The sequence below is a fragment of the Olleya sp. 1-3 genome (assembly GCF_002836085.1).
Lineage (GTDB): Bacteria > Bacteroidota > Bacteroidia > Flavobacteriales > Flavobacteriaceae > Olleya > Olleya namhaensis.
The window spans coordinates 94,079-113,997 of sequence record NZ_PJBW01000008.1; the positions used below are offsets into that span (position 1 = coordinate 94,079).

24 protein-coding genes are annotated in these 19,919 nt (G+C 32.1%); 19 read left to right on the plus strand and 5 right to left on the minus strand.

Translation table 11 applies throughout. The features are described from left to right. The first annotated feature begins 212 nt into the window (after nucleotides 1-212). The 8 genes from hisG (at nucleotide 213) to hisIE (ending at nucleotide 8,970) form a co-directional block, all read left to right on the plus strand. Nucleotides 213-1,070, plus strand: coding sequence for an ATP phosphoribosyltransferase (gene hisG, locus CXF54_RS10410; RefSeq protein ID WP_101203478.1), 858 nt, complete (start codon nucleotides 213-215; stop codon nucleotides 1,068-1,070). After that, entirely contained in the window at nucleotides 1,070-2,353 is a 1,284-nt protein-coding gene (hisD, locus tag CXF54_RS10415; RefSeq protein ID WP_101203479.1) for a histidinol dehydrogenase, read from the plus strand. The genes hisG and hisD overlap by 1 nt, the downstream gene beginning before the upstream one ends. 244 nt (nucleotides 2,354-2,597) lie before the next feature. Then, nucleotides 2,598-3,632 (plus strand): histidinol-phosphate transaminase, encoded by a 1,035-nt coding sequence (gene hisC, locus CXF54_RS10420; RefSeq protein ID WP_101203480.1) that lies wholly within the window; start codon nucleotides 2,598-2,600, stop codon nucleotides 3,630-3,632. Between the two features lie 47 nt (nucleotides 3,633-3,679). After that, nucleotides 3,680-4,819: a bifunctional histidinol-phosphatase/imidazoleglycerol-phosphate dehydratase HisB gene (gene hisB, locus CXF54_RS10425; protein ID WP_101203481.1), complete on the plus strand. Its 1,140-nt coding sequence runs from the start codon at nucleotides 3,680-3,682 to the stop codon at nucleotides 4,817-4,819. A gap of 54 nt (nucleotides 4,820-4,873) precedes the next feature. Beyond that, entirely contained in the window at nucleotides 4,874-5,455 is a 582-nt protein-coding gene (gene hisH, locus CXF54_RS10430) for an imidazole glycerol phosphate synthase subunit HisH (RefSeq protein ID WP_101203482.1), read from the plus strand. Between the two features lie 92 nt (nucleotides 5,456-5,547). Then, nucleotides 5,548-6,282 (plus strand): 1-(5-phosphoribosyl)-5-[(5-phosphoribosylamino)methylideneamino]imidazole-4-carboxamide isomerase, encoded by a 735-nt coding sequence (gene hisA / locus CXF54_RS10435; RefSeq protein WP_090841043.1) that lies wholly within the window; start codon nucleotides 5,548-5,550, stop codon nucleotides 6,280-6,282. Nucleotides 6,283-6,414: 132 nt separating this feature from the next. Beyond that, nucleotides 6,415-7,170, plus strand: a complete 756-nt coding sequence (gene hisF / locus CXF54_RS10440) for an imidazole glycerol phosphate synthase subunit HisF (protein WP_101203483.1) — start codon at nucleotides 6,415-6,417, stop codon at nucleotides 7,168-7,170. A 1,197-nt stretch (nucleotides 7,171-8,367) separates the two neighbouring features. Further along, on the plus strand, nucleotides 8,368-8,970 hold the full coding sequence (gene hisIE / locus CXF54_RS10450; protein ID WP_101203485.1) for a bifunctional phosphoribosyl-AMP cyclohydrolase/phosphoribosyl-ATP diphosphatase HisIE: 603 nt from the start codon (nucleotides 8,368-8,370) through the stop codon (nucleotides 8,968-8,970). Nucleotides 8,971-9,028: 58 nt separating this feature from the next. On the opposite strand, the gene CXF54_RS10455 is transcribed toward hisIE, so the two are convergent. Further along, nucleotides 9,029-9,445 carry a hypothetical protein gene (locus tag CXF54_RS10455; RefSeq protein WP_101203486.1) on the minus strand — a complete coding sequence of 139 codons (417 nt, stop codon included), beginning with the start codon at nucleotides 9,443-9,445 and terminating at the stop codon, nucleotides 9,029-9,031. A 92-nt stretch (nucleotides 9,446-9,537) separates the two neighbouring features. Here CXF54_RS10455 and CXF54_RS10460 point away from each other — a divergent pair, with 92 nt between their 5' ends. The 6 genes from CXF54_RS10460 (at nucleotide 9,538) to CXF54_RS10480 (ending at nucleotide 13,242) form a co-directional block, all read left to right on the plus strand. Continuing rightward, entirely contained in the window at nucleotides 9,538-10,317 is a 780-nt protein-coding gene (locus CXF54_RS10460; RefSeq protein ID WP_090841030.1) for a tRNA pseudouridine synthase A, read from the plus strand. A gap of 188 nt (nucleotides 10,318-10,505) precedes the next feature. Continuing rightward, complete coding sequence (locus CXF54_RS10465) at nucleotides 10,506-11,009, plus strand: Dps family protein (RefSeq protein ID WP_101203487.1); 504 nt, start codon at nucleotides 10,506-10,508, stop codon at nucleotides 11,007-11,009. 54 nt (nucleotides 11,010-11,063) lie between these two features. Next, nucleotides 11,064-11,969 (plus strand): mechanosensitive ion channel family protein, encoded by a 906-nt coding sequence (locus CXF54_RS10470; RefSeq protein ID WP_101203488.1) that lies wholly within the window; start codon nucleotides 11,064-11,066, stop codon nucleotides 11,967-11,969. A 49-nt stretch (nucleotides 11,970-12,018) separates the two neighbouring features. Next, on the plus strand, nucleotides 12,019-12,180 hold the full coding sequence (locus CXF54_RS10475; protein ID WP_090841024.1) for a DUF1328 domain-containing protein: 162 nt from the start codon (nucleotides 12,019-12,021) through the stop codon (nucleotides 12,178-12,180). Nucleotides 12,181-12,299: 119 nt separating this feature from the next. After that, nucleotides 12,300-12,443, plus strand: coding sequence for a hypothetical protein (locus CXF54_RS15810; protein ID WP_198551057.1), 144 nt, complete (start codon nucleotides 12,300-12,302; stop codon nucleotides 12,441-12,443). Between the two features lie 127 nt (nucleotides 12,444-12,570). Continuing rightward, nucleotides 12,571-13,242 carry a DUF2461 domain-containing protein gene (locus tag CXF54_RS10480; protein ID WP_101203489.1) on the plus strand — a complete coding sequence of 224 codons (672 nt, stop codon included), beginning with the start codon at nucleotides 12,571-12,573 and terminating at the stop codon, nucleotides 13,240-13,242. Here CXF54_RS10480 and CXF54_RS10485 read toward each other — a convergent pair. Together CXF54_RS10485 and CXF54_RS10490 are read right to left on the minus strand one after the other, a co-directional pair. After that, entirely contained in the window at nucleotides 13,239-13,685 is a 447-nt protein-coding gene (locus CXF54_RS10485) for a hypothetical protein (protein WP_101203490.1), read from the minus strand. The genes CXF54_RS10480 and CXF54_RS10485 overlap by 4 nt on opposite strands. An 8-nt stretch (nucleotides 13,686-13,693) precedes the next feature. After that, nucleotides 13,694-14,110 (minus strand): glyoxalase, encoded by a 417-nt coding sequence (locus CXF54_RS10490; RefSeq protein ID WP_101203491.1) that lies wholly within the window; start codon nucleotides 14,108-14,110, stop codon nucleotides 13,694-13,696. A gap of 118 nt (nucleotides 14,111-14,228) precedes the next feature. Here CXF54_RS10490 and CXF54_RS10495 point away from each other — a divergent pair, with 118 nt between their 5' ends. Then, nucleotides 14,229-14,618, plus strand: a complete 390-nt coding sequence (locus CXF54_RS10495; protein ID WP_101203492.1) for an acyl-CoA thioesterase — start codon at nucleotides 14,229-14,231, stop codon at nucleotides 14,616-14,618. Here CXF54_RS10495 and CXF54_RS10500 read toward each other — a convergent pair whose 3' ends face one another. Next, complete coding sequence (locus CXF54_RS10500) at nucleotides 14,619-15,842, minus strand: TlpA disulfide reductase family protein (protein WP_101203493.1); 1,224 nt, start codon at nucleotides 15,840-15,842, stop codon at nucleotides 14,619-14,621. 46 nt (nucleotides 15,843-15,888) lie between these two features. Continuing rightward, nucleotides 15,889-16,164: a DUF3817 domain-containing protein gene (locus CXF54_RS10505; protein ID WP_090841010.1), complete on the minus strand. Its 276-nt coding sequence runs from the start codon at nucleotides 16,162-16,164 to the stop codon at nucleotides 15,889-15,891. Nucleotides 16,165-16,253: 89 nt separating this feature from the next. On the opposite strand from CXF54_RS10505, the gene CXF54_RS10510 reads away from it, so the two are divergent. From CXF54_RS10510 to CXF54_RS10525, 4 genes are all read left to right on the plus strand, one after another. Beyond that, on the plus strand, nucleotides 16,254-17,195 hold the full coding sequence (locus CXF54_RS10510; RefSeq protein WP_090841008.1) for an EamA family transporter: 942 nt from the start codon (nucleotides 16,254-16,256) through the stop codon (nucleotides 17,193-17,195). A 183-nt stretch (nucleotides 17,196-17,378) separates the two neighbouring features. Next, complete coding sequence (locus CXF54_RS10515; protein WP_090841006.1) at nucleotides 17,379-17,834, plus strand: cold-shock protein; 456 nt, start codon at nucleotides 17,379-17,381, stop codon at nucleotides 17,832-17,834. A 368-nt stretch (nucleotides 17,835-18,202) separates the two neighbouring features. Beyond that, a complete protein-coding gene (locus tag CXF54_RS10520) occupies nucleotides 18,203-18,448 on the plus strand; it encodes a cold-shock protein (protein WP_090841005.1) in 246 nt (81 codons plus the stop codon). Nucleotides 18,449-18,575: 127 nt separating this feature from the next. Further along, nucleotides 18,576-19,916 carry a DEAD/DEAH box helicase gene (locus CXF54_RS10525; protein ID WP_101203494.1) on the plus strand — a complete coding sequence of 447 codons (1,341 nt, stop codon included), beginning with the start codon at nucleotides 18,576-18,578 and terminating at the stop codon, nucleotides 19,914-19,916. Nucleotides 19,917-19,919: the final 3 nt, after the last annotated feature.

Sequence of the window (19,919 nt, forward strand, 5' to 3'; positions counted from 1 at the left end):
ATTTGTAAAGAAGAAAATAAGACATGAACTTTATTCAATTACATCATCATCATTTCCATACTAGCACTCAAGCCAGTTAGAAATGTATTGAATAAAATCAAAATATATTTTAAAACCGTTTGAGTAAATCAAGCGGTTTTTTGTATTTATATACTTTCCGAAAGATTTACTCAAATTTTCAAAAGAATCTAAAAAATTAAAAAGAAAAGAAAATGAGTAAATTAAAAATTGCAGTTCAAAAATCAGGAAGATTAAACGAGGATTCTATGCGAATTCTAAAAGAGGTTGGTATTTCCATAGATAATGGTAAAGACCAATTAAAAGCGTCTGCAAAAAACTTTCCACTAGAAATTTTTTATCTACGTAATGGGGATATTCCACAATACCTTAAAGATGGTGTGGTAGATGTTGCTATTATTGGAGAAAACGTATTAATAGAAAAAGGGAATGGGATTACAATTTCTGAAAAACTTGGATTTTCTACTTGTAAAGTTTCTGTGGCAGTACCAAAAGGAGTAAAGTACAATTCAGTAAAAGACTTAGAAGGAAAACGTATTGCAACGTCTTACCCAAATACTGTTAATCAGTTTTTAGAGAAAAACGGAGTAACAGCCAACTTACACATTATTAATGGTTCTGTAGAGATTGCTCCAAATATTGGATTAGCAGATGCTATTGTAGATATTGTCTCTAGCGGAAGTACTTTATTCAAAAACGGTTTAAAAGAAGCAGAGGTTATTTTAAAGTCAGAAGCTATACTAGCGGTTTCTCCTCAGATTTCTGATGATAATCAAGCTATACTTGATAAATTACAATTCAGATTACAATCTGTTTTAAAAGCTAGACAATCACGTTATGTATTATTAAATGCACCAAATAACAAGGTGGAGGATATTATAAATATTTTACCAGGAATGAAAAGTCCAACGGTTTTACCATTGGCGCAAGAGGGTTGGAGCTCAATCCACTCTGTAATTAATAAAAACGATTTTTGGGAAATTATTGACGAACTAAAACTAAACGGAGCAGAAGGTATCCTAGTTTGTCCAATCGATAACATGGTATTATAATGAAAACTTTAAACAACCCAGAAAAAGTAACGTGGTCAGACATTTTGCAACGTCCAACACAAACCGTTAATGATATAGAAGCTACGGTAACTCAAATATTTGAAGACGTACAACGTAACGGTGATCAAGCAGTCGCTAAGTACACGCAATTATTTGATGGTGCAGAATTAAAAACAAATATCGTTACAGTTGAAGAAATTGAAACAGCAAGAGCCAAAGTTTCAAAGCCCTTAAAAGAAGCCATTCAGCAAGCAAAAAGCAATATTGAAGCGTTTCATACCGCGCAAAAAACCGAAAAAGTTAGCGTACAAACAACAGAAGGTGTTAACTGTTGGCAAGAAAAAAGAGCGATTCAGAAAGTAGGAATTTACATACCTTCTGGTACAGCGCCTTTGTTTTCTACAGTTTTAATGCTAGCAGTGCCTGCGCAAATTGCAGGCTGTAAAGAGATTGTATTATGTTCGCCACCAAATAAAGAAGGTAAAATTGCTAACGAAATTTTATATGCAGCACAACTTTGCGGAGTGACTAAAATTATAAAAGTTGGCGGAATCCAAGCTATTGCTGGTTTAACGTTTGGTACAGCAAGTATTCCTCAGGTTTATAAAATATTTGGACCAGGAAATCAATTTGTAACTGTTGCTAAGCAATTATCAACTAAGTATGGTGTTGCTATTGACATGCCTGCAGGTCCCAGTGAGTTATTAGTCGTGGCAGATGATACTGCAAATGCTAGTTATGTGGCTTCGGATTTATTAAGTCAAGCAGAACATGGTGCAGATAGCCAAGTCATTTTGGTGTCAACCTCTCAAAAGCTAATTGACGCTGTCGCGGAAGAGATTCAGCTTCAGCTAAAAGCACTTCCAAGACAAGACATTGCACAACAAGCTATAGATAATTCTAAATCTATTTTAGTTGAAACTGATGCCATAGCATTAGATTTAATTAATCAATACGGACCAGAACACTTTATTGTTTGTACAAATAATAACGATTTTTATGTGGACGGTATCGAGAATGCAGGATCGGTATTTATAGGTAATTACACACCAGAAAGTGCTGGAGATTATGCATCTGGAACTAATCACACTTTACCAACTAATGGATTTAGTAAAGCCTATTCGGGCGTGAATTTAGATAGTTTTACAAAAGCGATTACCTTTCAGAATATTACAAAACAAGGGTTGCTAAATATTGGAAACACTATTGAGTTAATGGCTGAAGCCGAAGGATTACAAGCACACAAAAACGCTGTAACTATTCGTTTAAAGGATTTAAAATAACGCAACGTCATACTGAACTCGTTTCAGTATCACACAAGTATAAATAATGGGACACTGAAATAAATTCAGTGTGACGTGATGTTTGAAAAAAGAGTTAAGAAATAAGAGTTAAGAAACAAGAATCATGAATTATGAATCATAATTTAAGGTTTAAACACTATCGCAACGTCATGCTGAACTGGTTTCAGTATCACACAAGAATAATACAACAGAATACTGCCAATACATTTAGTAATAAGAGAAAATGAACCAAAAAATAAACATAAACAATCTGGTTAGAGCTAACATAAAAGCGTTAAAACCGTATTCTTCTGCAAGAGATGAATTTAAAGGGACTGCAGATGTTTTTCTAGATGCAAATGAGAATCCATTTGGAGATTTAAACAGATATCCTGATCCACAGCAAAAAGAGATTAAGGATAAATTATCTGCCATTAAAAAGGTTGCAACAGACCAAATTTTTATTGGAAATGGTAGTGACGAAGTTATTGATCTAGCGTTTCGTATTTTTTGCGAGCCAGGAAAAGATAAGGTCTTAACCTTTACGCCAACTTACGGAATGTATAATGTGTCTGCAAACATCAATAATATTGAAGTTATAGAACAACCGTTAATTAATGATTTTCAAATTAATTTAAATCAATTACAACCGTATTTAGATTTTGAAGATGTTAAAATCATATTTATATGTTCGCCTAATAATCCAACAGGAAACAGTTTAAATCCAGATGATATTGAATATATTTTGGAGAATTTTAATGGTATCGTGATTGTGGACGAAGCTTATATTGATTTTAGCGCACAAGCGTCATTTATTAAAAACATTGATAAATACGATAATTTAATTGTTAGTCAAACTTTTAGTAAAGCGTGGGGTTTGGCAGGTGTTAGAGTAGGAGTTGCTTATGCTAGTCAGGCTATAATTACACTTTATAACCGTGTAAAACCACCTTATAATGTTAGCACTTTAAACCAAGAAGCGGTTTTGAAAAGTTTGAATAATTTGGAAGAAGTGACTCAAAACATTGAGACTATTCTTGAAGAAAGAACGAAGTTAAAAGAGGCTTTAAGTAAATTAGCGATAGTAAAAAAAATATATCCTACAGATGCTAATTTTTTATTAGCAGAAGTGGAAGATGCCAATAAAACGTATCAATATTTAATTGAGCAGAAGGTCATTATTAGAAATAGAAATACACAAGTTAAAAATTGCATTCGAATAACTGTTGGGACTCCGGAAGAAAACAATACATTAATCGAATCATTAAAATTAGTATAACGTGTCATTCTGAACTGGTTTCAGAATCTCACTACAAAAAATAGCACATGAAAAAAGTATTATTCATAGACAGAGACGGAACATTGGTATTAGAGCCACCTGTAGATTATCAATTGGATAGTTTAGAGAAGTTAGAGTATTACCCAAAAGTGTTTCAATATATGGCTAAAATAGCTTCAGAATTGGATTATGAACTGGTAATGGTTACTAATCAGGATGGTTTAGGAACAGATTCATTTCCTGAAGATACCTTTTGGCCTGCACAAAATAAAGTGATGACTGCTTTTGAAAAGGAAGGCGTTGTTTTTAGTGATGTTTTTATTGATAAAACATTTCCGCATGAAAATGCAGAGACACGTAAGCCTAGAACAGGCTTATTGACCAAGTATTTTGATCAAGAAAAGTATGATTTAGCAAATAGTTTTGTTTTAGGAGACCGCATTACGGACATGGAATTGGCTAAGAATTTAGGCGCTAAAGGTATCTTTTTGTCTGAAGATCCAGAATTAGGAGCTAACGAAATTGAAACGTCTAAACAAGCTATTTTAGATTGTATAGCATTGACTAGTACGGATTGGGAAGCGATCTATGAGTTTTTGAAATTAGAAGATCGTGTTCAAGAAATTACTAGAAACACTAACGAGACTAAGATTTATATCAAATTAAATTTAGACGGTTCTGGAAAAAATGATATTGATACTGGTTTATCCTTTTTTGACCACATGTTAGACCAAATTGGTCGTCATGGCGCAATGGATTTAACTATTAAAGTAGAAGGCGATTTAGAAGTAGACGAGCACCACACGATAGAAGACACGATGATTGCTTTAGGGGAACTCTTTAATAAAGCTCTAGGTAATAAATTAGGCATCGAGCGTTATGGTTTTTGTTTACCAATGGATGATTGTTTAGCGCAAGTAGCAGTTGATTTTGGTGGTAGAAACTGGTTAGAATGGGAAGCTGATTTTAAGCGTGAAAAAATTGGTGATATGCCAACTGAAATGTTTTTCCACTTATTTAAATCGTTTACAGATGGTGCAAAATGTAATTTAAATATAAAAGCAGAAGGTATTAATGAGCATCATAAAATAGAAGGGATCTTTAAAGCATTTGCTAAAGCTATGAAAATGGCAGTAAAACGTGATTCCAACAAAATGTTTTTACCATCAACAAAAGGGATGTTGTAAATCAGCTATTAGCTGTTAGCCATTTGCTGATAGCGAAAAACGAAAAACCTAAATATGAAACTAGTAATTATAGACTACGGAGCAGGTAATATAAAAAGTATTCAATTTGCATTTAAACGCTTAGGGTATGATGCTATATTATCTAATAATCCAGAAGAAATCAAAGCAGCAGATAAAGTAATTTTTCCTGGTGTTGGAGAGGCAAGTTCTGCAATGAAAATGCTTAAAGCAAGTGGTTTAGACACTTTAATTCCAACATTAAAACAACCTGTTTTAGGAATTTGCTTAGGTATGCAATTAATGTGTAAATCTTCTGAAGAAGGAAATACAGAAGGTTTAGGTATTTTTGATGTGGCTGTTAAGCGTTTTGACAACTCAGTTAAAGTACCGCAAATGGGATGGAATACTATTGTAAATCTAAAGTCTGATTTATTTAAGGATGTCAAAAATGAAGCGTTTATGTATTCTGTACATAGTTTTTATGCCGAAAACTGTAAAGAAAGTATCGCAACTACTACTTATAGTATAGACTTTGCTTCAGCTTTGCAACACAATAATTTTTATGGTGTACAATTTCACCCTGAAAAGAGTAGTACTGAAGGAGAACAGATATTAAAGAATTTTATTGAATTGTAAACCACAATGGTGTCACCTTGAACGCAGTCAAAAGGATTCAATTTAAACTAATAGTAATCAAAAAATAAATTCCCACTTTGTGGGCTAGAGATATGAGAATAATACCAGCAATAGACATTATAGAAGGGAAGTGTGTACGTTTGACAAAAGGAGATTATAGTACAACTAAAATCTATAGTGAAAACCCATTAGAAATCGCTAAGCAATTTGAAGATGCAGGAATTGAGTACTTGCACATGGTTGACTTAGAAGGTGCAAAAGCTGCACACGTAGTTAATTATAAAGTCTTAGAGCAAGTCGCATCTAAAACCAATCTTAAAATCGATTTTGGAGGTGGTTTAAAGTCTGATAACGATATTATTACAGCATTTAACTCTGGAGCAAAACAAATTACAGGAGGAAGTATAGCTGTTAAAAACAGAGATGCATTTGAAGGTTGGATACGTAAGTATGGTTCTCAAAAAATAATTCTTGGTGCAGATTGTAATAATGAGAAAATAGCAATTAGTGGTTGGTTAGAAGAGAGTAGCTTGGAAGTTATTCCGTTTATAAAAGATTACCAAAAACAAGGCATACAATATGTGGTTTGTACGGATATTTCTAAAGATGGCATGTTGGAAGGACCTTCTATAGAATTGTATAAAAATATTATTGAACAATGCAGTAATGACAGCTCTGGTCAGTCAGTTAAATTAATTGCTTCAGGAGGAGTAACAACTATAGCAGACTTAGAAAAGCTTGCAGAGATTGGATGTGAAGGTGTAATTATAGGAAAAGCATTGTATGAAAACAGAATTACTTTAAAAGAATTGGAACGCTTTTTATAAAAGTGATTAGAGTGCTATTGTAGCATTTAAAATTGCAATTTTAACGTCACACTGAGCACAGTCGAAGTGTCTCTAAAATGAAATATAGTAGTATAATAATTAATAATAAACCTTGATTTCGAGGACCTAAATATGCTTACAAAACGAATCATACCATGCTTAGACATAAAAGACGGAAGAACCGTTAAAGGTGTCAATTTTGTAAACCTACGTGATGCAGGAGATCCTGTGGAATTAGCGAAGCAATACGCATTAAAAGGTGCAGACGAATTAGTGTTTTTGGATATTTCAGCGACACTAGAAGGCAGAAAAACCATGATTGATATGGTTTTAAAAGTGGCTGAACATGTAAATATTCCGTTTACGGTTGGAGGTGGTATTTCTTCAATCGCAGATGTTGATGTGTTATTAAAATCTGGTGCTGATAAAGTATCTATCAATTCTTCAGCAGTAAAAAGACCAGAATTAGTTAACGAATTGGCTAATAAGTTTGGTAGTCAATGTGTTGTGGTTGCTATTGATGCTAAACAAATTGATGACGAATGGATTGTACATTTGGCTGGCGGAAGTATTCCAACAGAATTAAATTTATTTGATTGGGCAAAAGAAGTTGAAAGTAGAGGTGCAGGAGAGATTTTGTTTACATCTATGAATAACGATGGAACAAAAGCTGGTTTTGCAAATGAAGCATTAGCAAAGTTATCGGAAACATTAAATATTCCGATAATAGCTTCAGGAGGTGCTGGAACAGTGCAACATTTTGTAGATACTTTTAAAGATGGTAAGTCTGACGCAGCTTTGGCTGCAAGTGTATTTCATTTTGGTGAAATAGCAATACAAGATTTAAAAGAAGCATTACGAGAAAATAATATAGAAGTTAGATTGTAACACGTCATATTAATTCACTCGAACTGACGGCACACTAATTATAGCAACGTCATACTGAACTTGTTTCAGTATCACATAAAGTAAAGCATAAAAGAGTAGTTTGCGCTAAATTAAACAGAGCAAAGAAAACATAACGTCACTTCGAGTGATTTGTGAAGCATAAGAAAATTGTATCGAGAAGCACAACAAAATAAGTTCTCGAAACAAAATTGCAGAAAAAGCAATTACACTCGAACTGACGGACATAGAAATAATCGCAACGTCATACTGAACTTGTTTCAGTATCACATAAAGTAAAGCATAAAAGAGTAGTTTGCGCTAAATTAAACAGAGTAAAGAAAACATAACGTCACTTCGAGTGATTTGTGAAGCATGAGCAAATTGTATCGAGAAGCACAACAAAATAAGTTTTCGATACAAAATTGCAGAAAAAGCAATTACACTCGAACTGACGACACGATAATAAACGCAACGTCATACTGAACTTATTTCAGTATCGCATAAAGTAAAGCATAAAAGAGTAGTTTGCGCTAAATTAAACAGAGCAAAGAAAACATAACGTCACTTCGAGTGATTTGTAAAGCATGAGCAAATTGTATCGAGAAGCACAATAAAATAAGTTCTCGATACAAAATTGCAGAACAAGCAATTTCACTCGAACTGACGACGCAATAATAATCGCAACGTCATACTGAACATGTTTCAGTATCACATAAAGTAAAGCATAAAAGAGTAGTTTACGCTAAATTAAACAGAGCAAACAAAACATAACGTCACTTCGAGTGATTTGTGAAGCATGAGCAAATTGTATCGAGAAGCACAACAAAATAAGTTTTCGATACAAAATAGCAAAAAAAGCAATGTCACTCGAACTGACGACATAGAAATAATACAACGTCATACTGAACTTGTTTCAGTATCACATAAAGTAAAGCATAAAAGAGTAGTTTGCGCTAAATTAAACAGAGCAAACAAAACATAACGTCACTTCGAGTGATTTGTAAAGCATGAGCAAATTGTATCGAGAAGCACAATAAAATAAGTTCTCGATACAAAATTGCAGAACAAGCAATTTCACTCGAACTGACGACGCAGAAATAATCGCAACGTCATACTGAACTTGTTTCAGTATCGCATAATTAAGAAAATATTGCTAAAAAAAACACAATGTATTTAGCAATGCCAATATATAACAAGATGACTATAGATTTCAACAAAAACAATGACGGTTTAGTACCAGCAATAATTCAAGATGCCACAACAAAAAACGTATTGATGTTGGGTTACATGAACGAGGAAGCATTCAATAAAACTAACGACACTAAATTAGTTACTTTTTTTAGTCGCACAAAAAACCGTTTGTGGACTAAAGGAGAAGAAAGTGGTAACGTATTAAACTTAGTTGATATAAAGCTAGATTGTGACAACGACACCTTATTAATACAAGTTAATACAAACGGACCAACATGTCATAAAGGATCTGATACGTGTTGGGATGAGTCTAATTCTGAAAATTTCGGTTTTATTTCAAAATTAGAAAATACGATTGAAAGTAGAGTAGCAGCGGGTAACACAGAGAAATCTTATGTGGCGTCGTTATTTGCTTCAGGAATTAATAAAGTAGCACAAAAAGTTGGTGAAGAAGCGGTAGAAGTTGTTATTGAAGCAATGGATAACAAAGACGATTTATTTTTAAGTGAAAGTGCAGATTTACTGTTTCATTATTTAATGTTATTGCAAGCAAAAGGGTTTAAGCTTAATGATGTTGTGGATGTTTTAAAAGGAAGAGAGAAGAAATAAAAAAAAACCATAAGCTTCAAGCTGATGGTTTTTAATTGTATTGTGACAAAGGGATGGTTTAAGACAACCATCCTTTTTTTGTTGCATAATCTGCTAGCCAAGCTAAAGCCATACCTACTATAATAATTAAAGGTGTCATTGTATTTGCCATTTTTAGGACAAAAGCTAAGTAGTACATTTGTACAATAGCTGCTACTAAAGATATAATTAACACATAAAAAGCCCACTTTTTTTTAATAACTAAGCCTAGGCTACCAATGGTACCAGCAAAAACAGCGACTGCAAATGCACCAATATACCATGAAGGTAGGTTGGCATACATTTGTTGATCCGCTTCCGGTAATTGTGCTAACATCTCGTCTGTCATTAAAGATTGTCCTAAATAAGCAAAAACGCCTAAAGCATTCCAAACTAAGGCAATAATGCTAATCACTAAAAACCACATTGGCGGTTTTTGGGTAGTTACATTTGTCATGAAATTTTATTTTAGTTAGTTAAAGAGTTTCAATGTATAAAAATTTTGCGAGACGGTAACTAAAGCAGTATTTTCGGCATTCATAATTTATCATGCAAAAAAAGTATTTCTACGTCATAACAATTCAATATTTAGGCTATAGGTTTCATGGTTGGCAAAAGCAACCTAACTTAAAAACCTTGCATTTAATGATTGACAGAACTTTAAATTTCATCTTAGAAAAAAAGAAATTTAAAACATTGACCTCTGGTCGTACAGATGCTATGGTAAGTGCGGAGAGTGCTGCTTTCGAGTTGTTTTTAGAAGAACCTATTGACGATTTTGATGCATTTATGGCTTTGTTTAATACTAATTTACCTCAAGACCTTAGAGCATTAACTATTAGGGAGGTAGATAATAAGTTTAATATTATACAACATTCAAAAGTTAAAGAATATCTATATGTTTTTGCTTTTGGAGATAAATTTCATCCGTTTTGTGCGCCAATTCTAACAACTATTCTAGATCCTTTAGATGTCGAGTTGATGAAAAAAGGTGCTAAATTGTTTGAAGGCGAGCATTATTTAAAAAAGTATTGCTATAAACCTACAGACAACGGAATTTACAATCGTACTATTTTAAAATGCGAAATAGTAGAAAATACGATTTATACTGCCAGTTTTTTTCCTGAGAAAAGTTACATCTTGCGTGTAAAAGGAAAAGGTTTTATGCGTAATCAAATCAGATTAATGATGGGTGCCTTAATCCATTTAGGACAAGGAAAACGTACTTTAGAAGATATTGAAGCAAGTCTAAAACCAGATTTTACAGGAGAGGTTTATTACGTTGCGCCAGCTTCAGGATTGATTTTAAAGGCTATTGAATTCGAATAGACTTTGTTCGTTTTTCTTTATTTTTGACTCTTTTTTATCGTTTTAACAGCATTTTAATAAGAAAAGACCGTTTTTTAAGGTGTTTATTGAAATTCTATAACATTCTTAAAAAATCATATAACATGACAGCTTGATTAGTGTTGCATCTTTGTATCGAAGATATTTATTAACACTAAAAAACAGAAGACATGAATTATTTGAATATGCAAGACGAAAAAGTACTACCTGTAGTTGTAGAGTTAAACACACTATTATCAGATTATAATTTATACTATCAAAAACTAAGAACATTTCATTGGAATATTTTAGGAAAAAACTTTTTTGATTTACACGAAAAGTTTGAAAATATGTATAATGAAGCTAAGCTAAAAGTTGACGAAATAGCAGAACGCATCTTAACATTAAGACATCATCCAGTAAGTAAATTTAGCGACTATTTAAAAATCTCATCATTATCTGAAGGATCAGTTATGACTACTGATGATGAAATGATAGACGAGTTGTTAAATGACCATAAAACTATGTTATCTCAAATGAGACAGGTTTTAAGCAAAGCTGAAGATGCAGGAGATGAAGGTACTATAGATTTAATTGGTGCTTATATCAGAGAGTTAGAAAAATCTAGTTGGATGCTTAATGCTTGGTCTAAAAGTACTTCAGACCATTTATTAAAAGTAGCTAGCGAAAGTTAATCCCATTTTTAGTAAACAACTAAAAAAATCAGATTAATTTAAAACACATCCATTATGAAATCACAATTATCAGAAGCCTATAATTTGCTTGTTACAAAATTAGAAGCTTGGTTTAACGCCATTGTATCAAACATACCCAACTTAATTTTAGCAATTGTTGTATTAATTGCAGCATATTTTATAGCTAAATATGTTAAAAAGTATGTCACAAAATTTGTGGCAAAAAAAGTACAACAAAACTCAATTACAAACATGATAGGAACGTTATCCTCTGTAGTTGTTGTTCTAGCAGGACTATTTCTTGCTTTAGGTATTCTAAATTTAAGTAAAACATTAACCTCTTTATTAGCAGGTGCCGGTGTTGCTGGTTTAGCTATTGGGTTAGCTTTACAAGGCACGTTATCAAATACGTTTGCTGGTATCGTATTGTCATTTAGAAAGAAAATACAAATTGGACATTGGGTAGAAACTAACGGGTATTCTGGAGAGGTAATTGACATAAATTTGAAAGACTTTACTATTAAGGAAGCCGATAACAATATGGTGATTATCCCTAATAAAATGATTTTAGATAATCCTATGAAAAATTACACATTAACCACTAAGATGAGAGTCTTTTTAGAATGTGGAGTAGGATATGAGTCAGATTTAGATCATGTACAACAATTAACTAAGGAAACCATTTGTAATACGTTTGATCAGATAGAAAAACCTGAGGATGTGGAGTTTTATTATACTGAGTATGGCGGAAGCTCGATTAATTATCTATGTAGATTTTGGATTGATGCAGACAATGCCTTAGAGAAAATGAGATCAAAAAGTAAAGCAATCATTGAGATTAAGAAAGCTTACGATAAAGAAAATATAAATATACCATTCCCAATCAGGACGCTTCAATTTGATAATAAATTATCTGTTGATTCTCCAAAGGGAGTAGAGAAGCAATTCTCAAATAATTAAAAGTAAAGTGCTTTTAGTTTATCATATTAATCATTAAAAACCAAAAATTATGTTACGTTGGACAATCACATTTATTATAATCGCATTAATCGCTGGAGTCTTAGGATTTGGCGGAATAGCAGGAGCTTCTGCTGGAATTGCTAAAATTTTATTCTTTGTATTTATAGTACTGTTTGTACTATCTCTATTAAAAAAAGGAGTAAAATCATAAATTAAGAATGCACGACTTACCAATTTTACAATTCATTTTATTAAGCAAAAATAAGTGATTGGTAAGTAGTGTAACTCTTAAAATTAAAACGAATCAACAAAAATTAAAATTTAAAAACCATGAAAAAAGTAGCAAAAACATGTATTGTATTATTCTCACTATCTCTGATGTTAACAGGTTGTAGAGAAGAAAAGTCTACAGGAGAAAAAGTTGAAGATGCTGTAGAGAATGTTGCAGATGATGTAGAAGATGCAGTAGATTAACTGAAGAAAAAAATAGCTATAATAAGAAAATTTAATTTTATATATTTTAAGGATATAGAAGATTAATAGCAGCAAAAGTCCTAATTAAATTTAGGACTTTTGTATTTTTATAGCATAACAATAATATATGAACATTACAGTCGCTTTAAATTTTCTAAAAAAGTTAGAAAAGAATAATAATCGTGAATGGTTTGCCGATAATAAACCAGAATATGAAAAAGCTTTAAAAGAGGTTAAGGGCTTATATAATAAAGTATACAGTGGTATGCAAGTGCATGACGAATTTGAAAAAATGAAGGTGTTTAGAATATACAGAGATGTTAGATTTTCTAAAAACAAACAACCTTATAAAACAAATTTTGGAGCAGCTTTTCATAGGGTTAAGCCTAGACTTAGAGGAGGTTATTATTTACAAATACAACCAGGTAATAGTTTTATAGCTACAGGGTTTTGGAGTCCTGAAAAAGAAGATTTATTTAGGATTAGGAAAGAGTTTGAAATGGACGACCAAGAGGTTAGAGATATTATAAGTAATCCAAAATTACAATCTGTTTGGGGAGAATTGCAAGGCGAAGAACTTAAAACAGCGCCTCGTGACTTTGACAAAACACATCCTGCAATAGACCTAATTAAAAAGAAACAATTTATTTTTAGCAAACAGTTTACGGATGCAGAGGTTATTGCAGAAGGATTTGCTCAAAAAGTAAGTGATGATTTTAAAACCATCCGACCGTTTTTTGATTATATGAGTGATGTATTAACTACAGATTTAAATGGAGTGTCTTTAATTAAAGACTAAACCACATCTGTAATTGTATACTTTGTGCCATTAAACTCAAAGGTATCTCCTATAGTTTTTTGTTTTAACAACAATCCAATTGGTGATTGTAAGGATATGGCGTAATAGTCTGTGTTTTCTAAAACTATTTTACCCACACTAATGGATATAAAAAAGTGTAAACTATCTGTTTTTACCAAGCTTCCTAAGGCAGCAGTGGTGGTTAATAGATTTGCTTTTACTTGTTTTAAATAGTCTTGGGTTTTACGGGCTTCGTAAAGAAAGTCCATGTTTTTCTCAAGATCATTTAAAAGTTTACCATTTCCTGAGTCATCGCCTTCAGAACTTCCTTTGTCATTACTTTCAATTGATTCTTTTATAAGATCAATTTCATTGGTGTAATCTGTTATGCGTTGCGCAACATGTTGATTACAAACTTGCAAAAGTTGTTGTTTTATTGTCATTTTTTAGCCTATACAGCCTTTAGTATTTTAGGGTTTTCAAATAATTGAATATTGCTTTGTAAACGCTGTTTGACAATGGTCATCATACGTTTGTTTAAAGCGGACGAATGTAGCATATAATTTTCATATTCTGACACACTAAATTGACCAATTATTAGTCCTTTTAAGTTATTTCTAAACTTGATATCCTTCTGTATCGCATTTTCTATATAATGCAGTCGTTTTTCAACAGTTAGCTCATAGAATACGTTTTTATGTTTTGCTATATAATGTCTAAAAACGGTAATAAATAAATCATTCTGAAATTTAATTATAGGGCGTAGCGTTATATTTTGAAAGCGCTCTTCAGGGCTCATATCGTCACTGATTTTTATACTTGATATAACAGGTCTAATAGCCAATAATTGTTCTTCTCTAGTAGTCATAATTATTAAGTTTTATTAAAAATATTGATAAATAACGCCAATAGTAGTATAGTAAAATATACTTTTTAACGGTGTTATTAACAATCAAGATTATTTATCTTTGAAGTAAAGAAAAACTATGAGATTTCACACAAGAAAATGGGTTAAACCCGAAGATTTAAATCCAAACGGAACACTATTTGGAGGACAGCTATTAGCATGGATTGATGAAGAAGCTGCATTATATACTATTATTCAGTTAGAAAACAATAGAGTAGTTACAAAATACATGAGCGAAATTAACTTTATGGCCAAAGCTGTAGAAGGTGATATTGTTGAAATAGGTATGGAAGTTCAAAAATTTGGACGTAGTTCTATTACTTTAAATTGCGAAGTTAGAAACATGCGTACTAGAGAAACTATTATTACCGTAGAAAATATTATTATGGTAAACTTAGACGATAACGGGCTACCTAAAGCACATGGTAAGATTAAAACAGAATTTATTAAAGACAGGTTAGCAGAATAATTATTCTGCTAACAACTGCTTAATGCGTGCTTCTAACTTGCGACCAGATATTTTGTCGCTAGCTATATTTCCTTTTTTGTCAATTAATATTTTATAAGGGATACTTTCCACACCATACCTAAAAGCTATGGTTTTATTTTTGTCTAAAACGTGGTATTGCCATGTTAAATTATCAGTGTTTATGGCATTCATCCATTCCGGAATTCCTTTGTCCATACTAACGCTCATTATTTCTAAGCCGTCTTCATTATATTTATTATAAAGTTGAACTAAGTCAGGATTAGTCGCACGACATGGTCCACACCAGCTAGCCCAGAAATCTAATAAAACTACTTTTCCGCGAGGAATAGAGTTTAAAGACATGGTTTCGCCATATTGATTCTTGCCTTTTACACTATATGCTTTTGGTCTGTACTCTCCACTTGGTGCTGTTTTGGCAACTACCGTTGTGGTTGCTTTTACAGGTGTAGGTTTGCTAATAACGGTTTCTTTTTCAATTAAAACAGCATCAATAGCCTTTACAAATGCTAAGTTTTTTAGTTCAGGCGTTAGGTTATTATAAAACCCGCGCATTTTGGTCTTGTCATAAGTTTCAATATTATCTCTAATTAATAATGCTGAAAAATATGTTTGTGGATTAGCGGTAATATGCTCCGCTGTATATTGCCCACTTTCCGTAAATAACTTAGAACGGTCTTTTTTTAATTTTGAAATATTTGCTGAAGAAAAATCACCTTTTAAATTGTAATATAAATCCACGCCTTTATTTCTAAAACCATACATTTTTTTTGCGTAAGTAGCATATTCCTTTTGAATTGGAGTGGAAGAGTAGCTTGAAGAATTTTCTATAGTTTCATTTAAAAACACATCTATAACAGATGCGTCTACTAGTAGTTTAAAGCGTTTATTGCTTAAGTTACTAGATAAACTATAATAATCAGGGTTTGCAATAGTACCCTTAAACTTAAACTGTTTATTACTAACAGTAACAGAGTCAATTATAACGGGTACTTTGTTATCAAGCTTATGTAAATACACGGTTTTTAAATCGTCACTAAAACTGTGTCCATTAATCAAAAATTCTTGATCTGTTAAGGCTGCAATTTCTTTAACATTACCATCATTTGTATTTGATAATCCATCTCCTTTTTTATTATCAGACGTATTACAAGCAACCAATAAAAGGGTTGCTAAAAGCAGTGAGGACTTATAAAAAATGTTCATATTAAATGTATTAATAATTCAATATTAACATATTTATGTGTAAATGTTAAGACTTTAAATACTTTTTATCCACATAGAAGGTTCCAAACGGTAAAATAGACGCCAATAATACAATTCCAAATACTTTTAAAGACCACTTTTGATCTGGTTTAATTAAAAATGCTAAGATGATATAGCCAACAAACAGTAAGCCATGAGGATATCCTAAAAGTTTGACAAAAAAATCATCACCTCCTGGGAGTCTTTTATAGACAGAAGCGCCCATTAATAATAGGTAAGAAACCCCTTCTAACAAAGCAACAATTCGGAAAGTTTTCAGCATAATAAATAACTTTTTTACAAAGATAAATATTGTTTTTTTAATTATGATTTATAATTGATTAATCCTTAATTTCGTTTAAAATTTATTTCATGGATAGCACTAGAAAATCTATACTAATTGTCCTTTCTTTTTTTTCTATATACTGCATTTGGGGATCAACCTATTTATTAAATAAGATTGTTGTGTCAGAAGTGGCCCCTTTTTATTTAGCTTCAATCCGTTTTTTTTGTGCTGGATTATTAATTTTTATTATTGCTAAAGGTTTAAAACTATCTTTAAAAGCAACACCAAAACAATTACGCAACTCAGCTTTAGCAGGATTTCTGTTTTTAGTTTACGGTAATGGTGTCTTTGTATGGGCTTTAAAGTATGTAGATAGCGGATTTGCGGCATTAATTGCAGCCACACAACCATTGTTTGTTATTTTTTTAATGCGAATCTTACAAGGATCAAAGATAAAATCGAAATCTATTATAGGTGTCGTTTTAGGGATTATTGGAATGTACTTATTAGTTAGTCAGGATAGTTTAGAGTTAAATAGTGAAAGTATTATAGGTATTGCTATGATTTTTACCTGTGTTTTAAGTTGGAGTTACGGTAGTATTTTTGTGTCTAAAGCAGATTTGCCAACAAGTTTTTTTGTCGCTACCGGCTATCAAATGTTATTTGCTAGCTTGTTTTTAGTCTCTTTAAGTTTGTTTTTTGGCGAAACTTGGAAGCTACCAACAACATGGAGTAGCAAAGCACAATGGTCCATGTTATTATTAATTGTATTTGGTGGGATTGTTGCTTTTACAGCGTTTAACTACTTATTAAAAGAAGTTAGTACAGAAAAAGTATCAACCTCAGCCTATGTAAATCCAGTTATAGCGATGTTTTTGGGATGGTATGTTCTGGACGAGCAGATAAGTACGCAGTCTTTAGTTGCTGCTTTTGTGCTATTAATGGGAGTTTATTTTATAAATTCTAAGAAAAAAATTGTTGTTTTTTCTAGGTTTAAACGCAATAAAGTGCAAAAAATCAAAAATTAATTATAATTAGGATAAAGACCTTATATACAATTATTTAAAAATTCACTATCTTTGTAGCTCATTTTAGCAAGTAAACCTTTCCTTAATCTAACTTTTAAGTAGTTTTGAATCGTTAAGCAGAAGATAGCTTTTAATTACTTTCTTTTAAATGAATTCATTTAAAACACACATTTAATAACGCTAATGGCTAAGTCGCAACAAACATTTAATAAAAGTGAAAAAGAAAAAAAACGCTTAAAGAAAAGAGAAGATAAGCGTAAGAAGATGGAAGCTCGTAAGCTTGATAAAGAAGCTAACGGAGGTTCTGATGGTATACAGTTTGCATATGTAGACTACAACGGTAACTTGGTGGATACTCCGCCAGATCCAGAGTTGAAAGAGAAGATTGATGCAGAGGAGATTGTTTTAGGAGTACCTAAAAAAGTTGAAGGAGAAGAAGAAGATCCAGTAAGAAACGGAAAAGTATCATTTTTTGATACTTCTAAAGGTTTCGGATTTATTATTGATACAGAAAACAACGAGAAATACTTCTGTCACGTAAGTGGTTTAATAGACCAAATTGCAGAAAACGACAAAGTATCTTTTGAACTTGAAAGAGGGATGAAAGGTATGAACGCTGTAAAAGTGAAGAAAATATAATCTAACAATATCATATAGATTAAAACCCATTAAGAGTAAATCTTAATGGGTTTTTTGTTTTTCTTCATAAAATGGTAATAACGCTGTTTATTCTTTATTAGGGAGTAAAATGATAATTAGGGTAGCTTATTAGGTGAATTCTCAATATTTACAGCATGTTCTTCCCGTAGTTAGTCGTGTACATTACAAAAAAATGACTAATATTGTAACTGAAAAAAAATACAACAGCGTATAGGTTGTTATATCATGTAAAGAAATTTTTAGTGCATGGTATTGGTAATCAAGCTAAAATGCTTCGTTTTAATAATCATAAACTCGAAGTTACGTCTGTTATTATAACAAAAACACAAATTTAAAGTACACAAACAATGTTAAAACAATTAATAAGTAAATTATTTGGTTCAAAAAAAAGCGAGACTGGAAAACAAGGAACTGTAAAGTTTTTTAATAACTCTAAAGGGTTTGGTTTTATAGCAGAAAATGATACAGATAAGGAGCACTTTGTTCATGTTACTGGTTTAGTTGACAAGATTCGCGAGGGTAATAAAGTTTCTTTTGATTTACAAGCAGGTGATAAAGGATTAAATGCAGTAAACGTAAAACGTATTAAGTAAAACAAGACACAAAGTTTTATAAAAGCCTATTAATTATTTTAATAGGCTTTTTTTTATGCAGTAATACTTCATCTATAAATCTGTTAAACCAATAAAACTCTACTATCTTTGCATAAAATTATAATTTATGTCACAACAGTTTTCTAGTTTAGGTATTAATACAGCATTGCAGAGTGCTTTGGCAGATTTACAAATCACAACGCCAACAGATATACAATCTAAAGCCATCCCTGTAATACTTAATAATACGGACGATGTTGTTGCTATCGCAAAAACGGGAACCGGAAAAACAGCTGCTTTTGGATTGCCTTTAATACAATTAATAGACGTTACTAAAAGCAATATCCAAGCGGTTATATTAGCGCCAACAAGAGAGTTAGGGCAACAAATATTTAAAAACCTAGAAGCATTTAATGCGGCCAGTTTAGGGGTAACTATTGCAGGTGTATTTGGAGGTATTCCAATAAAACCTCAAATTGAAACATTAAAAAACACCACACATATAGTTGTAGCTACACCAGGACGTTTAGCAGATTTGATAGAGCGTAACGCGATAAACGTTAAGGATATCACGTATTTTGTCTTAGATGAAGCGGATGAGATGGTTAGTGCACACAAAGAAGGTGTAGATGCTATTATAAAAGCATTACCAAAAACAAGAAGAACATTATTGTTTACAGCAACCATGCCTGGTACAATCAAGCAATTGGTACAAAATAGTTTGGCTAAAAAAGTCGTGACTATTGAAGCTGATATGGAAACAATTGGTCACCAAGGGATTGATCACCAATATGTCGTAGTGGAGCCTATCGAGAAATTAAATGTATTAATGCATTTTTTAAACACGCATGAAGGGCAACGTGGTATTATCTTTTGTAAGACTAAAGCAGCAGTTAATAAGTTGGCAAAAAACTTAGCGATAAACAAATTTTCTTCCGGTGCCATTCACGGTAGCTTATCTCAAGGGATTCGTGATCGTATTATGGGACAGTTTAGAGAGGGTCATATTAATATATTAGTGGCTACAGATTTAGCTGCTCGTGGTATTGATGTTAAAGACTTAGCGTTTGTAGTTAACTACCATTTACCAGATACGTATGATGCGTATGTGCATAGAAGTGGACGTACGGCTAGAGCAGGAGCCAATGGATTAGCATTAAGTGTAATTCAGGAGGACGAAGTACAAGAAATTCCAGAATTTGAAGATGAATTAGGGATTACGTTTAAACAATACCAAAAAGCAGATGCTAAAAGTATTGAGGAAAACAACGGATTACTTTGGGCAAGAAAGATTTTTAAAACAAAGCCAAACAAAGCGATTCCAGAAGATTTTAAAGCGAAAGTAAAAACAATTTTTCATCATTTAACAAAAGAAGAATTAGTAGATAAAATCTTATCCAATTACATTGCCGAAAACAATACTATTATTGAGAAGCAAGAGGTTGTAAAGAAAAAAAAGAAGAAATAAATA